General features: G+C 72.0%; 13 protein-coding genes and 2 pseudogenes. 9 read left to right on the top strand and 6 right to left on the bottom strand.

Going from position 1 to position 13,760, the window contains the following annotated elements:
• The 5 genes and pseudogenes from AAW14_RS03885 to AAW14_RS03905 all read left to right on the top strand — a co-directional run.
• Positions 1 to 922, top strand: a 922-nt coding sequence (locus AAW14_RS03885) for an RICIN domain-containing protein (RefSeq protein ID WP_265559907.1), incomplete at its 5' end; no start/stop codon positions are given.
• 45 nt (positions 923 to 967) lie between these two features.
• Positions 968 to 1,200 (top strand): annotated as a pseudogene (locus AAW14_RS03890) (hypothetical protein); the annotation flags it as partial.
• 94 nt (positions 1,201 to 1,294) lie between these two features.
• Positions 1,295 to 1,540: a hypothetical protein gene (locus AAW14_RS03895; protein WP_265559909.1), complete on the top strand. Its 246-nt coding sequence runs from the start codon at positions 1,295 to 1,297 to the stop codon at positions 1,538 to 1,540.
• Between the two features lie 3 nt (positions 1,541 to 1,543).
• Positions 1,544 to 1,921 carry a toxin Doc gene (locus tag AAW14_RS03900; protein WP_265559910.1) on the top strand — a complete coding sequence of 126 codons (378 nt, stop codon included), beginning with the start codon at positions 1,544 to 1,546 and terminating at the stop codon, positions 1,919 to 1,921.
• Positions 1,922 to 2,378: 457 nt separating this feature from the next.
• Entirely contained in the window at positions 2,379 to 4,214 is a 1,836-nt protein-coding gene (locus AAW14_RS03905) for an RICIN domain-containing protein (protein WP_265559911.1), read from the top strand.
• Positions 4,215 to 4,247: 33 nt separating this feature from the next.
• On the opposite strand, the gene AAW14_RS03910 is transcribed toward AAW14_RS03905, so the two are convergent.
• Together AAW14_RS03910 and AAW14_RS03915 are read right to left on the bottom strand one after the other, a co-directional pair.
• Entirely contained in the window at positions 4,248 to 5,225 is a 978-nt protein-coding gene (locus tag AAW14_RS03910; protein ID WP_265559913.1) for a 2-hydroxyacid dehydrogenase, read from the bottom strand.
• Positions 5,222 to 6,391 (bottom strand): lactate 2-monooxygenase, encoded by a 1,170-nt coding sequence (locus AAW14_RS03915; protein ID WP_265559916.1) that lies wholly within the window; start codon positions 6,389 to 6,391, stop codon positions 5,222 to 5,224. The genes AAW14_RS03910 and AAW14_RS03915 overlap by 4 nt, the downstream gene beginning before the upstream one ends.
• 114 nt (positions 6,392 to 6,505) lie before the next feature.
• Here AAW14_RS03915 and AAW14_RS03920 point away from each other — a divergent pair, with 114 nt between their 5' ends.
• The gene (locus AAW14_RS03920; RefSeq protein WP_265559918.1) at positions 6,506 to 7,675 is read left to right on the top strand and encodes a PucR family transcriptional regulator; all 1,170 of its coding nucleotides are present in this window, start codon (positions 6,506 to 6,508) and stop codon (positions 7,673 to 7,675) included.
• Positions 7,676 to 7,705: 30 nt separating this feature from the next.
• Here the strand turns inward: AAW14_RS03920 and AAW14_RS03925 are convergent, their stop codons facing one another.
• Both AAW14_RS03925 and AAW14_RS03930 read right to left on the bottom strand, forming a co-directional pair.
• Positions 7,706 to 8,386, bottom strand: coding sequence for a cyclase family protein (locus tag AAW14_RS03925; RefSeq protein WP_265559920.1), 681 nt, complete (start codon positions 8,384 to 8,386; stop codon positions 7,706 to 7,708).
• Positions 8,386 to 8,950 (bottom strand): annotated as a pseudogene (locus tag AAW14_RS03930) (cytosine permease); the annotation flags it as partial. The gene AAW14_RS03925 and the pseudogene AAW14_RS03930, both read right to left, overlap by 1 nt.
• Before the next feature lie 127 nt (positions 8,951 to 9,077).
• Here AAW14_RS03930 and dnaK point away from each other — a divergent pair.
• Positions 9,078 to 10,943, top strand: a complete 1,866-nt coding sequence (gene dnaK / locus AAW14_RS03935) for a molecular chaperone DnaK (RefSeq protein ID WP_265559921.1) — start codon at positions 9,078 to 9,080, stop codon at positions 10,941 to 10,943.
• Positions 10,940 to 11,401: a nucleotide exchange factor GrpE gene (grpE, locus tag AAW14_RS03940; protein WP_265559923.1), complete on the top strand. Its 462-nt coding sequence runs from the start codon at positions 10,940 to 10,942 to the stop codon at positions 11,399 to 11,401. The genes dnaK and grpE overlap by 4 nt, the downstream gene beginning before the upstream one ends.
• Before the next feature lie 277 nt (positions 11,402 to 11,678).
• Here grpE and AAW14_RS03945 read toward each other — a convergent pair whose 3' ends face one another.
• Positions 11,679 to 12,224 carry a hypothetical protein gene (locus AAW14_RS03945; protein ID WP_265559925.1) on the bottom strand — a complete coding sequence of 182 codons (546 nt, stop codon included), beginning with the start codon at positions 12,222 to 12,224 and terminating at the stop codon, positions 11,679 to 11,681.
• Between the two features lie 373 nt (positions 12,225 to 12,597).
• Here AAW14_RS03945 and AAW14_RS03950 point away from each other — a divergent pair, with 373 nt between their 5' ends.
• On the top strand, positions 12,598 to 13,032 hold the full coding sequence (locus tag AAW14_RS03950; RefSeq protein WP_265559927.1) for a protease inhibitor: 435 nt from the start codon (positions 12,598 to 12,600) through the stop codon (positions 13,030 to 13,032).
• A gap of 135 nt (positions 13,033 to 13,167) precedes the next feature.
• Here the strand turns inward: AAW14_RS03950 and AAW14_RS03955 are convergent, their stop codons facing one another.
• On the bottom strand, positions 13,168 to 13,356 hold the full coding sequence (locus tag AAW14_RS03955; protein WP_265559929.1) for a hypothetical protein: 189 nt from the start codon (positions 13,354 to 13,356) through the stop codon (positions 13,168 to 13,170).
• Between the last annotated feature and the right edge of the window lie 404 nt (positions 13,357 to 13,760).

Genomic DNA, 13,760 nt, shown 5'->3' on the forward strand with positions numbered 1-13,760 from the left:
CGGCGCCGCGCACAGGGCCCGCCGACGCCCGGCGCACCGCCGGCAGCTCGCCCTGGCCGCGGCGGCGGTCGGCGCGCTCGCCCTCGTACCGCTCGCGGTGTGGTCCGGCACCCGGTCCGGCGGAAGCACCATGACCGGGGCGGGCAAAGCCCCCGGTGAGCCAACCCCGGGGACGACGAACGGCTTCGGGACACCGTCGTGGATCGGCGCCGCCGCCGACGTGCCCACCGGCGCCTTCGAGGGCCGGCTGCGCAACCACGACAGCGGCCTGTGCATCGGCCTCAATGCGAAGACGGCGGTCGTGGGCACGGAGGCCGTACTCGTCCCCTGCACCTCGTCCGTGACCCAGCAGTGGGCCTACCGGGCCGACGGACTGCTGCGCAGCGTCGCCGCCCCCGGTCTGTGTCTCGACTCCCATCTCGGCTACTCGGTCCAACTGGCCGCGTGCGCGGGCCGGTCGACGTCCGGGACGAAGGACGTCCGCTACGACTTCACTCGCCAGGGAGCGTTCGTCCCGCGCTCGAACCGCGACCTGGCTCTCACCCCGGCTTCGTCCGCGCCGAACGCGGGACTGGTGCTCAAGCCGCGCACGGAGGACGACACCCAGCGCTGGGCCGCCGACACCTCCAACGCCGTGCGGATGCAGACGGTCAACTGGGGCGCCGAGGCGGAGCCGACGGCTTCGCCGTCGCGCAGCACCCGGCGGTCCCCGGCCGCCAGGACCACGCCCCGGCCGGCCCCCGCCCCGTCGGGGCCCGCCCGGGCGACGGGACGGCCCTCCTCACCGGCACCGGGCACCTGCCCGTACTGCACGCCGGGCGGCCGGGGCGGCGGATCCGCAGGCCGCGGCGGATACGGTGGCTGGGGAGACGGCGGGTACGGGGGCCGGGGGCCGTATGGCGCCCAGGGAGGCGGACGCTGACACCCACCCGGACGCCGCCCTGACGCCGGGCGCGTGGCCGCGTGCGAGTCGAAGGCGGTGGCGCGACGGGGCGGCAAGGCCGTCGCCACCGGTGTCCTGTGCACCGCCGGGGCCGCGCACGCCCTTCGCCTCGCACCGGACCGCTCGTCCCCGGCCGTCGGCGGCCGGTCGTTCGTCCTCGTGTCCGCCGAGGTCGTCGATACGCACGGCGTGGTGGTCCCCGACACCCCGGGGGCCCGATCACCTTCCATGCGACCAGCGGCTCCCTCGCGGGGCTCGTGCCATATGGCTGGACACCTTCCGGTACCGCTCTCACTCTCTTCTGACCTGGTCGTATTTACGAGTAAGTACCTGCGCGGTACGGTGAGGGGCATGCCAGCCCTCAACGTGGAGTTCAGTGATCGCGAGCTGGAGGACCTGCGGCAGATCGCCAAGGAACGGGGCACGTCGATGAAGGCCCTGGTGCGCGAGGCCGCGGCGGCCGACATCGCGCGGCACCGGGCGCTTCAGGAGGGTGCCGAGGCGTTCCGCAGGTTCTTCGCGGCGCATGCGGACGAGTTCGCGGCCGCCTTCCCCGAGGACGAACCGTCTGTCCGGGATGAGGAGCGGGGCGCCTGACCGATGGCCTCCGTCCTCCATATCGACGTGCCCTGGCTGCTCCAGCGCCACGAAGAGGTTCTGCCCGACCAGCCCGTGATCAACGACTTCTCCGCGTTGGTCGCCGCCGTCGCCCGCCACCGGGTGGACCCTCCGCGCCTCGGCGTGGATTCCGATCCGGCGTGGCGCGCCGCCGCCCTGCTGCACACGCTGGCGCTGCTCAAGCCGCTGCCGTCGGCCAACGCGCGCTTCGCATGTGCCACCGCGGTCGCGTACATGTTCGTCAGTGGCGTCGGCATCGACCCGCCGTACGGTGCGCTGGTCGACCTCGCGCGCGATCTGATCTCCGGCAGGACCGACGTCTACGGCGCCGCGGACCGGCTGCGGTCCTGGCAGATATGACCTCCCGGTAGAGGACCTCCCCGTGCCCCCGGCCGGCCGCCCCGGGGGCCGCCGACCGAGGGCGGGAGGATCGGGTCGGCGGCCCGTTCGCGCGCGAGAGCCGCCGCTCCGCGCGGGCCCCGAGGAGACGGCCGCTTCCCAGTGGACTACGGAGATCCGCGGGCCGGGAGCGTGCGCACGCGACCCCTGCGCGCGCACGGTTCACACGGGGCGCATGGAATGTCGAAACCCTTTACGAATGTGCGAAGTTGGCGTCGGTAAGCCGACTTGCCTTCGCTTGGTGCCGATGTTGTTCAAGTGCCTTGTTCGCCGTCAGTGACATGTGCCAAGGTGACTTTCCTGAGCATGGGCATGAGCCGACTCCCGAATGGCCGGATCGCCATTCCGGGCTCGTCGGCGCGCTCCATTGGGTCAGAACTCCGTGTGCCTCCTTGCGCCTTGGAAGGAAATCCGCTCAGTGCACACCCCCCACCCCCCGCATCCGCCCTATCCCCCTCGTCCCGGCATCGCCCCCGGGGAACCCGACGAGAGCCTTGCCGCCCGGCTCCGAGGCCGGCCTGCGGGCGAGGCCACCCAGCCCGTCGCGCTACTGATGGCGCGGCACTGGCAGCCCGCTTACGAATATGCGGTCATCTGTCTCGCATCCTCGGCGAACGTCGCCTCGATGGTCGCCGCCACCGCCTTCCACCGGGTCTTCGGCGACCTCCTGCGCTCGGGTTCCACGGCGGCACTGCGGCCCCGGCTGCTGGTCGCTGTACGCGACACGGTCAGGGAGTGGTCCACGGAGGACCGGATATCCGGCGCACTTCCGGAGCTGAGGAAACCCGCGGGAGGCCGCGGTATGCGCGCCGCGAAGTCCCTGACGCCCGAAAGCCGGAGCCTGGCCGAACGCTCTTTCCACGCTCTGCCCGGCCTGGCCCGGTGTCTGCTGTGGCACACCGAGGTCGAGGCCGAGCAGATATCCGTCCCGGCTGTTCTGCTGGGCATGGACTCCGGGACCGCCGGAGCCGCTCTTGAACAGGCGCGCGAACAATTCCGGGCAGGTTGTGTTCGCGCCCACCTGGAACTTGCTCCGACCGACGAATGCCGCTTCCACAACCGGCTCCTCGACGTCCCGATCAGACGAGGCGGCTCCCTGCTGCCCGATGTGCAACGGCATCTCCTGCAGTGCCGCCACTGCCGTTTCGCCGCCGAGCAACTGAGCCATTTCGAGGGCGGCCTCGGCGGAATACTCGCGGAAGCCGTCCTCGGCTGGGGCGCCCGGCGCTATCTCGACTCCCGGCCCGGCCGCACCCCGTACACCGCCCGCGCCCGAGGCGGATCCGGCACCGGCCTCGGACGCGCGGGCGGCGGCGGGCGCCACCGGCTGATCTCCGGGGTGCCCACGCTCGGCCGCCGTGTCCTGGCGGGGGAGTGGAGCACCAGGGCGCTGCTGGCGGGCGTCGGCATCGCCACGGCGGCTGTGCTCGCCACACTCCTCGTCACGAAGCTGTGCTCGGACGACGACGGCGCCCAGCCGGTCGCCTCCACCAGCGCGAGCGGCGGCCGTACGACCCTCTCGCCCGGGTCCGGCTCCCAGGTACCGCCCGCCACGGCCTCGCCGCCCGGCACCGCAGGTCTTCCCGCCGCCCCGCAGCAGACGAGACTGCGCAACGTCGCGGCCGGCCTCTGCCTCGACATCCGCGGCACGGTGCGGACCGGCGCGGGTACCCGGCTCGCGGGGTGCTCGTCCACGTGGACCCAGCAGTGGTCCTACGAGAGCGACGGCCTGCTGCGCAGCGTCGCCGATCCGGGGCTGTGCCTCGACTCCCACGCCACCGACGGGGTCGTCAGGCTCGCCGGGTGCGTCGGCGCCGGCCGGCCGGACGCCGGCGACGTCCGCTACGACCTCACGGTGCAGGGCGAGTTGCTGCCGCGGCGGAGCGACGACCTCGCCGTCACTCCCGCGCGCACCGACCAGGACGCCGACATCGTCGTCAAGGTCCGCGACGGCTCCGACGACCAGCGCTGGGCGACCGACGGAGAGTCGGCCGAACCCCAGTCAATGTCGATCTCCGGAACGGACGAGCCGTCGACCACGCCTGCCGGCACCCAGCCGTCCCCCGCCGCGACCTCTCCCGCCCCACCGGGCCGCGAGCCGCCGGAGGCTCGCCCCACGCCGTCGGCGCCCCCGGCCCGGGCCCACCAGGATCGCGCCCTCGCCGTCCGGGACAAGCGGGACGGTCGCCGCCCCGCTCCCTCCCCGCCCCTGCCGACCCGGCCGCCGGACGTGCTGCCCGGGATCCGTCTCTGATGGGTCGTCAGGTGGTTCTCCGTGCGGTGGGTGTCAGGAAACCATGTCCCGCAGCTCGTTGCCGGCCAGGAAGTCTCCCGCGTTCCCGACCGCTGCGAGGGCGATCCGCACCAGGGTCTCGCGGGTGACACCGGCGACGTGGGGGGACAGCACCACGTTCGGCGCCTGCAGCAACCTGAGGGCCGGGGTGGGCGGTTCGGGGTCGAAGACGTCGATCCCCGCCCCGGCCAGCGCGCCGCGCTCCAGTGCGTCCGCCAGGGCGTCCTGGTCGATCAGGGCGCCCCGCGCGGTGTTGATCACGAAGGCGGTGGGCTTCAGGAGCGCAAGGCGCCCGGCGTCGAGCAGATGCCGGGTCGCGTCGGTGAGCGGCGCGTGCAGCGACACGTAGTCCGCGGTGCGCAGCAGTTCGTCGAGACCGACGTACCGGGCGCCGCCGAGACGCGCTTCCGTCTCCGCGTCCACGCGCTGGGGCCCCGTGTACAGGACCGTCATGTCGAAGGCGACCCCCCGACGCGCGACCTCCTCGCCGATGTGGCCCAGTCCCACGATGCCGAGTGTCTTGCCGGACAGTTCGGTGATCGACTGCTGCAGCCGCGGCAGCGCCCAGTCGGCGTCGACGAGCGCGGTGTGCGCCGGTACCAGCTGTTTGGCCAGGGCGAGCATCAGCGCGAAGGTCTGCTCGGCCACGTTCTGCTTCTCGGCACCGCTGGACCCGATGTTGCACACGGGCACGTTGCGGGCGCGGGCCGCGTCCACGTCGACGTAGTCGAAGCCGTGGCTCGCGCACTGGATGAGCTCCAGCTCCGGTGCGGCGGCGATGTGTTCGGCGGTGACCGGGCCCAGCCCGGTGACGATGACGTGCGCCGCGCGCAGCGCCGCCGGATCCTCGTCGGTTCTCTCCACCACGGTGACGTCGGCCTGTCCCGGGAAGACGGTGGCGAGCGCGGCGCCCGCCCGGCGCCCACCGACGTGTGGCGAGACCACGGCCAGGACGTTCTTGGTTCCGGTCATGCGGTCTCCTCGATCAGGTCGGCGGCGCCGACGGTTGCGGGGCGGGCGTGTCCGGACAGCGCGAGCGTCAGATCGAACTCGGCCAGCAGACAGCGGATGACGTGTTCGACGCCCGCCTGCCCGTCGAGCCCGAGCCCGTACGCGTACGGCCGTCCCAAGAGGCCCGCACGCGCGCCCAGCGCGAGCGCCTTGAACAGGTCGTCGCCGGTGCGGATCCCGCTGTCGAACAGCACGGTGAGCCGGTCCCCGACCGCCTCCGCCACCCGCGGCAGCGCGTCCGCCGCCGCCACGGAACCGGCCACCTGCCGGCCACCGTGGTTGGAGACCACCACGCCGTCCATGCCCGCGTCGACCGCCCGGCGGGCGTCGTCCGGATGCAGCACGCCCTTCAGCACGATCGGCCCGTCCCAGTTCTCCCGCAGGAACGCCAGATCCGGCCAGGTCTTGCCCGGATCCGCGAACATGCCGACGAAATGCAGCACCGCGGCGTTGGGATCCTCGTGCACCGGCTTCGCCAGGCCCGCCTGGAACGCCGGATCGGAAAAGTAGTTCGCGGTGCCCACCCCGTGCAGGAAGGGCAGGTACGCCTGGTCGAGGTCGCGAGGCCGCCACGCCAGCAGCGGTGTGTCGAGCGTGACGAACAGTGCGGTGAACCCGGCCGCCTTCGCCCGGGTCAGGAAGCTCCGCGTGACCTCGCGGTCCTTGGCCCAGTACAGCTGGAACCAGCGTTCCCCGTCGCCCGACGCCTCCGCCACCTGCTCCATCGGCGTGCTGGAGGCCGAGGACAGGATGTACGGGATTCCCTGCGCCGCCGCGGCCCGGGCCGCGGCCGACTCCGCGTCCGGATGCATGATCGACAGGACCCCGACCGGCGCCAGGGCCAGTGGGGCGGGCAGCCGACGCCCCAGCAACTCCACCGAAAGGTCGCGTTCGTGGACGTCCCGCAGCATGCGCGGCACGATCCGGCGCCGCTCCAGCGCGGCCCGGTTCGCCCGGGCGGTGCTGCCGTTGCCCGCGCTGCCCGCCACATAGCCGACCGGGCCGGGCCCGAGCCGCCCCTCGGCGAGTTCCTCCAGCCGCGTCAGATCGGTGGGCAGCCGCGGCACGGCGCCCGTCATTCCGTTCAGGTAGATCTCGTACTGGAAGTCCGCCCAGTGCTTCGCCATCCCGTACCTCCCGCCTCTCGTCCCTGAGACCGCGCCGTACGCCGACGATCCTTGCGACCGTGACAAGAGCCGTCCACCGTGGTGCGCACATCGCGCGGCTGGGATCATCACCCTGTGACAAACCCGCCCCGGCGTTCCAGGATCCGGGTCCGCGACGAGGTCGTCGCCGACCCCCATGTGGTGGAGGCGGTCGTGGCCGCCGTCCACGAGCAGGTGCCCGTGTACGCCGCGCTCGACGACAGCCGGCTGCCGGAGGTGCGGGCCATCGCCGCCTGGGGCATGGACCGGTTGCTCCACCTCTGGGCCAACGACGGCACGCTGTCGCGCGCCGACCTGCGCAGGTTCCGCGGCATCGCCGCGGCCCGCGCGGCCGACGGCCGGCCAGTCCAGGCGGTGCTGCGGGCCTACCGGGTGGCGGCGACCGTCCTCACCGACGAGGTCGCCGCCCGAGCGCCCGGCCTCACGGCCGAAGACGGCTTGGCCCTCGCCCGGACGCTGCTGACGGCCCTGGACACTCTGTCGGAGGAGATGGCCACGGCGTACGCGGCGACCACCGAAGACCTTGCCGGGGACCGGGACCGGGCGCTACGGCTGCTGCTCGACGATCTGATCGCCGGCCGGCACGCCTCGGTGGGCGCGCTGACCGACCGCTCGGCCCGGCTGGGCGTCCATCTCCCGGACCCGTACTGCCTGTTGGTGGCTGAGCCGACGAACGGAGGCGGCCCCGACATGTCGTACGAGGCCGCCGCCGGACTCCTCGCGGCGCTCGGCGACGGCGGTACGTCGCTGTCGACGGTACGAGGCTCCCGTGCCGTCCTGCTGTTGCCCGCGACGGCGGTCGGCCGCGTGGCGGACCTCCTCGGCGAGCGGGCCTGGCGGGGCTGCGCGATCACGGGGGAGGGGCTGGACCGGATCGCCGTCGCGCACCGGCTCGCCGCGGACGCCCTCGACACCGCGCCTGCCCACGCCCACCGGCCCGGCCGGATCCTCACGGACGCGGACGCACACGTGCTGGCGCTGCTCGCCGGGCACCCGGCCGCCACCGCCGACCACATCGCCCGCCTGGTCCTCGGCCCGCTCACCGACCCGGAACAGCGCCATCTGCTGGAGGCGCTGACCGCGTACGTCGACGCGGGCTCGGCGACCGCCGCGGCCCGCGCGCTCCATCTGCACCCGCAGTCGTTGCGCTACCGTCTGCGCCGTATCAACGCCCTCACGTCCCGCGACCCGCGTGACCCCTGGCAGCGCCTGACGCTGGACATCGCCCGCACGATCAGGACCTGAGCCGGGTCTCCCCAGCGGTTTCCGACCGGGCTACGCGTACCCCGCGGGGCCGCCTACACGGGCCACGGCCCGGACCGGGGCGCCGTCCGCGCCGGGCAGGTGCAGCGGGAACAGGAACACCTCCACGGGGCGTCCGGCCCGCTGGGCGGCGAGGACGCGGTCGAGGCCGGTGAGGTTCTCGGCGATCACGCCGCTCGTGCTGCACAGCACGCGATGGGCGGGCAGATCGGGATCTCCGGCCGGATCCACGCTGAGTGCGTCCACGCCGATCGTGCGGACGCTCGCGTTGACCACCGTCTGCATGGCCTCCGGGGTCAGCCAGGGGTGGGCCAGGTAGGCGTCGGTGCCCCAGTACGCCGACCAGCCCGTGGCCACGAGCAGGATCGCGCCCGGCTGCAGCCGCAGCAGGCTCAGGGCGGGCGCCAGCAGTTCGGGCGTGATCGCCGTCCTCGCCGACAGGCCCCGTACGTCCGCCACCACCGCCGGACCCGCGAACCGCTCCAGCGGCAGCTCGTCCAGCGCGGGCCACGCCGAGTTCACGTGATACGGCGCGTCCACATGCGTCCCCGACTGCGAACCCATGTGCAGGGACAGGACGTTCACCCCGTCCGTGGCCACCCGCAGCGCCCGCTCCACCTCGACCTGCGGGTCACCGGGACACACGGGCATCCCGGTGACCACGGGCACCGACAGATCGAGCCAGGACTCCATCAGCCGCCCTCGCCCACGAGCGCGGCGGGGGCGCCGTCCGGCCCGGCGCCCGGTCCGGTGATCGGGGGCACCGGCGCCTTGACCGTACGGGCCGGCCGCGCGCCCCGCGGACCGTAGGCCGCGCGCGGCTCGGGGAAGATCCGCAGCAGCGCCAGGAGGAGGACCGCGGTGACCGCCGGCGAGAGCGGCAGGCCGATGCCGACGCCGTGCGCCCGATCGCCGAGGGGGCCGACGAACTGGCCGGGGATGTCGGTGAACAGCACGCCGACCACCGCCGAGACCCACCAGGCGGTCATGCCCCGCCCGTTCCAGCAGTGCGTGAACCGGTAACGGCCACCGCGCCGACGGCAGTCGAAGACCTGAAGCGCGTCCGGGTCGTACCAGCCGCGCCCGGTGTAGAAGCCGAGCATCATCACGCCCATCCACGGAGTGGTGCAGGTGATGATCATCGTGGCAAACATGGAGTCGGACTGCACAGGGTTCGGCCAAAACAGCCGATGCGAGCAGTCCGCCGACGAAGTCGGGGGCGGCCGGATCGACGTACTTCGGCGCCTGCCCGGCGACGGTGCGGACGAGGAGACCCGCGGTGCCGCGCGGTGCACGAAAGGCCAGGTCGCCGGGGAAGTGGGACGGTGGAGGTGGGGAGGGCCGAACGGCAGTGAGGGACAACCAGGGACGAGGAGGGAGCTCCATGGCACGTCCTGTCGGTATCGACCTCGGGACCACGAACTCGGTGGTCTCGGTCCTCGAGGGCGGCGAGCCCACCGTCATCACCAACACCGAAGGCGGCCGGACCACGCCGTCGGTCGTCGCCTTCGCCAAGAACGGCGAGGTGCTCGTCGGCGAGGTCGCCAAGCGGCAGGCGGTGACGAACGTCGAGCGCACCGCGCGCTCGGTCAAGCGCCACATGGGCGACCAGGGGTGGCGCTTCCCGGACAGCGGCGGCATCGACGGCAAGACGTACACCGCGCAGGAGATCTCCGCACGCGTGCTGCAGAAGCTGAAGCGGGACGCGGAGGCCTACCTGGGCGAGGACGTCTCCGACGCGGTGATCACCGTGCCCGCGTATTTCGACGACGCGCAGCGGCAGGCCACCAAGGAGGCCGGGGAGATCGCCGGTCTGAACGTCCTGCGGATCATCAACGAGCCGACGGCGGCCGCCCTGGCGTACGGCCTCGACAAGGAGAACGAGCAGACGGTGCTCGTCTTCGACCTCGGTGGCGGCACGTTCGACGTGTCCCTGCTCGAGATGGGCGAGGGCGTCATCGAGGTCAAGGCGACCAACGGGGACACCCACCTCGGCGGCGACGACTGGGACCAGCGGATCGTCGACCACCTGGTCAAACAGTTCAAGAACGCCTACGGCGTCGACCTGTCCAAGGACAAGATGGCGGTGCAGCGGCTGCGCGAAGCCGCCGAGAAGGCGAAGATCGAGCTGTCGAGCTCGTCCGAGACGACCATCAACCTGCCCTATGTCACGGCCTCGGCCGAGGGCCCGCTGCATCTCGACGAGAAACTGACCCGCGCCCAGTTCCAGCAGTTGACGGCCGACCTGCTGGAGCGCTGCAGGACGCCGTTCCACCAGGCGGTCAAGGACGCCGGGATCAAGCTGTCCGACATCCACCATGTGATCCTGGTGGGCGGTTCGACGCGTATGCCCGCGGTGACGGACCTGGTGCGGGAACTCACCGGCAAGGAGCCGCACAAGGGTGTGAACCCGGACGAGGTCGTCGCCGTCGGCGCCTCGCTCCAGGCCGGTGTCCTCAAGGGCGAGGTCAAGGACGTCCTGCTCCTCGACGTGACCCCGCTGTCCCTCGGCATCGAGACCAAGGGCGGCATCATGACCAAGCTCATCGAGCGCAACACCACGATCCCGACCAAGCGCTCGGAGATCTTCACCACGGCCGAGGACAACCAGCCGTCCGTGCAGATCCAGGTCTACCAGGGCGAGCGCGAGATCGCGGCGTACAACAAGAAGCTCGGCATGTTCGAGCTGACCGGTCTGCCGCCGGCGCCGCGTGGCGTCCCGCAGATCGAGGTGTCCTTCGACATCGACGCCAACGGCATCATGCACGTCACGGCGAAGGACCTCGGCACCGGCAAGGAGCAGAAGATGACCGTCACCGGCGGCTCCGCGTTGCCGAAGAACGACATCGACCGCATGGTCCGCGAGGCGGAGCAGCACGCCGAGGACGACCGCAAGCGACGCGAGGCCGCCGAGACCCGCAACCAGGCCGAACAGCTCGTCTACCAGACCGAGCGGCTCATCAGGGAGAACGGGGACAGGATTCCGGGCGATGTGAGAAGCGAGACGGAGGGTGCCGTCGCCGAGCTGAAGGAGACACTCAAGGGCGAGGACACCGCACAGATCCGGCAGGCCGTGGACAAGGCCTCCGCCGCGGCCCAGAAGATCGGCAGCGCCCTGTACGGGCAGGCGCGCACCGAGCCCGGCACGGCGTCGGAGCCGGGCGCGGCGAGCGGCGGCAACCGGTCCGACGAGGACGTCGTGGACGCCGAGATCGTGGACGACGACTCGTCACAGGCGGGCCGGCCATGAACCCGGTTCGCCCGCAGACCAAGGAACTGCGGCGTCTGCTCGACGAGCGCACCGCCGACCTTAAGCGGGTGAAGGCCGAGTACGACAACTACCGCAAGCAGGTGCGGCGCGACCGTATGGCGGTCCGCGAGGTTGCCATGGAGAACGTTCTGCGGGCGCTGCTGCCCGTCCTGGACGCCGTCGAGGGAGCCCGTCGGCTGGAGGCCATGACGCCCGGTCTCAAGGCCGTTGCCGACGTGCTGGAGACGCAGCTGGCCTCCCTCGGACTGGAGTCGTTCGGAGCGGAGGGCGAGGCCTTCGACCCGCTGTGGCACGAGGCGGTGACACACGTCGTGTCCCCGAACGCCGACCGTCTGACCTGCGGCGAGATCCTGAGCCCCGGATACCGGGTGGGTGACCGGCTGCTGCGTGCCGCACGCGTCACGGTCACCGGCCCACCGACCGCCCGGCGGCCGTGACCGGCGCCCGGCGTTCCGTACCGGGCGTGGCTTTCCGTGCCGGGTTGTTCGGTGCCCTGTGCCCGGCATGGAGCGTCCTACGCCCGTGTCCGCGCTCGCTGCCCTGTGCCCGTGCCCGGCGCCCCGTAACGCCGCGCGCCCGTGCCCGGCGCCCCCGCCCATGCCCGCGCCCAAGGCCCCCGGGCGCGGTCACTCGGCCGTCGTGCCCGGGGGCTCGGCGTCCTGGGCCCCCGTGGCCGTGCCCGGCGCCCCTTGCGTGTCCAAGGCTCTGGCGCGGTCACTCCGTCGTCGTGTCCCGGGGCTCGGCGTCCGGTCCCTGGGACCGGACGCGCTGCACATGTTCCAGTGACTCGCGCAGCTCGCTGAGCCAGTCGTCGGTGTGCTTCTGCACCAGGCGTACGCACCAGGCCAGCGCCTCGCTCCGGCTGCGGGCCACACCGCCCGCGATGAGCGTGTCGAGGACCTGACGCTCGGGCTGGCGCAGCCGGGTCATCACGGGCGCCGCGACGTGCGTGAACAGGGCCCGCTCCCCGCCGCACTCCACGCCCCAGGAGACCTTCCGCTCGAACCGGTGCTCGGCCTCACGCGCCACCTCGACCCGGTCCTGACGGGTGCGCTCGCGGAACTCCTGGATACGGGCCCTGACAGCCGCCTCCCTCTCGGCGGGCGGGGCGTCCTCGGCAAGCCGCGGCTCGGGGATACGGCCGACGACGGTGATCTCCTCCCGGTCGACCGTGACCTCCAGCAGGCTCTCGAACAGATCGTCGGGCAGTCGGCCGGCGAACCAGCCGCGCAGCTTCTCACGTTGCTCTGCGGTAATCATGTAATGACGATTACGCCCGCCAGGGCCAAAAGCAAGGGCCTGCCGCGGTGTATGCCGTGAGCGGAAGAGAGCGCTTGCCCGAAGCCGCAAGCGGAATGTTTCAGGCCTATTGCAGAGGCGTGCCAATCCAGCCAGGTGGATGCGCCGAGTGACCGGCGCCCGTGCAGGAGCGGGGTCCGGACGTTCGAATTCCGTAACTTCACGCCACTGTTTCAACACTCAAAGTTACCGAAACCCATGGGGTCGATGTGAGTTTCCCGCCCGGACTCGGCAGACTCCGGCACGCCGAACCGGCACTCGACGGGACGGTCTCCGGGCCCACATACGGCCGGAGCCGAAACGTCACTCCGATACGAGCGGAAGGATGCACACAATGCCGAACACCGCGCGCTGGGCAGCGACCCTCACCCTGACTGCCACCGCCGTCTGCGGCCCCCTCACCGGGTCCGCCCTCGCCGCCCCCAGCCCCGCGCCCGCCTCTCTCTACGCCCCCTCGGCCCTGGTCATGACCGTGGGCCACGGCCAGACGGCCGCGACCGTCACGCCCGAGCGTGCGGTCACGCTGAACTGCGCCCCGACCCCCTCCGGCAGCCACCCCGCCGCCGTCGAGGCCTGCGCCGACCTGCGCGCCGTCGGAGGCGACTTCAATGCCCTGAGGGCCAGGGAGGGCGTCCTATGTACCAGGCTGTGGGACCCCGTGGTCGTCACGGTCCAGGGCGTCTGGCAGGGCAAGCGCGTCGACTACGAGCGCACCTTTGCGAACTCGTGCGTGAAGGACTCCTACGGGACCGCCGTCTTCACGTTCTGAGGACCGGGATGCGCGGTGTCCGCGAGCGTCGAACGGGGGCTCGTGGCTGGGGAGTGCGAGCCCTGACGCGGAACACCGAGTGATCCCGCAGCGGGGTCGGCCGGACGGAGTGGGGCCGTCCGGCCGACCCCGCAATCATTCGGACGTGATCGACCAGCGCCCCACTTCGCGGTACTTCGAGTCGTATACGACCGACTCGTCGCCGGGTTTCAAATCGTAGTGATCGAGGTTCCCGCCCCAGTACCGCAGGATCCGCCCCAACTCCTTGGCGGCGTTGCCGTCCCAGCCCGTCTCTCCCATGCCGACTTCGAGAACGAACTTCATCTACGAGCCTTCCTCTCCGGTGGTGATCCCTGCCGCTTCCTTCCATCATTTCATTGAACTGCTTGTTGAGACTTGGTAGTTGGTTGAGCGATTCAGCGACAGGGCAGGCCCGTGGCCCCGGCGGTCGTCGGATCCAGGGCCGGGCAGGACCGGGCCGCTTCACTCTCACCCCGCACTCGAACCCGTGGTCGCGCCCGACTGTTGCTTCTCACCCGTGAGCGTCGGCGCGACGGTGTGGCGGAACGTCCGTGCGGGAGGCGGCGAGGCCGATCGGCAAAGGCGCCCGCCTATGGGTAAGGCAGGTTCCCTTACCATTGAGCCCGGGGCGAGACAACGACTCGGCTGTGCGCCGCCGACCTGGCGTGATCGTCCTGCGACTCCCCTTACCCGGGAGGGCTGTTCGC

The sequence above is a fragment of the Streptomyces hygroscopicus genome (assembly GCF_026168105.1).
GTDB lineage: Bacteria > Actinomycetota > Actinomycetes > Streptomycetales > Streptomycetaceae > Streptomyces > Streptomyces hygroscopicus_D.

Bases quoted from the DNA above. Each gene is read 5' to 3' on its own strand.
- AAW14_RS03895 (WP_265559909.1), top strand. From the start codon at position 1,295: ATGCCAGCCCTCAACGTGGAGTTCAGTGATCGCGAGCTGGAGGACCTG.
- AAW14_RS03925 (WP_265559920.1), bottom strand. From the start codon at position 8,386: ATGGAGTCCTGGCTCGATCTGTCGGTGCCCGTGGTCACCGGGATGCCC.
- AAW14_RS03915 (WP_265559916.1), bottom strand. From the start codon at position 6,391: ATGGCGAAGCACTGGGCGGACTTCCAGTACGAGATCTACCTGAACGGA.
- dnaK (WP_265559921.1), top strand. From the start codon at position 9,078: ATGGCACGTCCTGTCGGTATCGACCTCGGGACCACGAACTCGGTGGTC.
- AAW14_RS03900 (WP_265559910.1), top strand. From the start codon at position 1,544: ATGGCCTCCGTCCTCCATATCGACGTGCCCTGGCTGCTCCAGCGCCAC.
- AAW14_RS03955 (WP_265559929.1), bottom strand. From the start codon at position 13,356: ATGAAGTTCGTTCTCGAAGTCGGCATGGGAGAGACGGGCTGGGACGGC.
- AAW14_RS03945 (WP_265559925.1), bottom strand. From the start codon at position 12,224: ATGATTACCGCAGAGCAACGTGAGAAGCTGCGCGGCTGGTTCGCCGGC.
- grpE (WP_265559923.1), top strand. From the start codon at position 10,940: ATGAACCCGGTTCGCCCGCAGACCAAGGAACTGCGGCGTCTGCTCGAC.
- AAW14_RS03950 (WP_265559927.1), top strand. From the start codon at position 12,598: ATGCCGAACACCGCGCGCTGGGCAGCGACCCTCACCCTGACTGCCACC.
- AAW14_RS03910 (WP_265559913.1), bottom strand. From the start codon at position 5,225: ATGACCGGAACCAAGAACGTCCTGGCCGTGGTCTCGCCACACGTCGGT.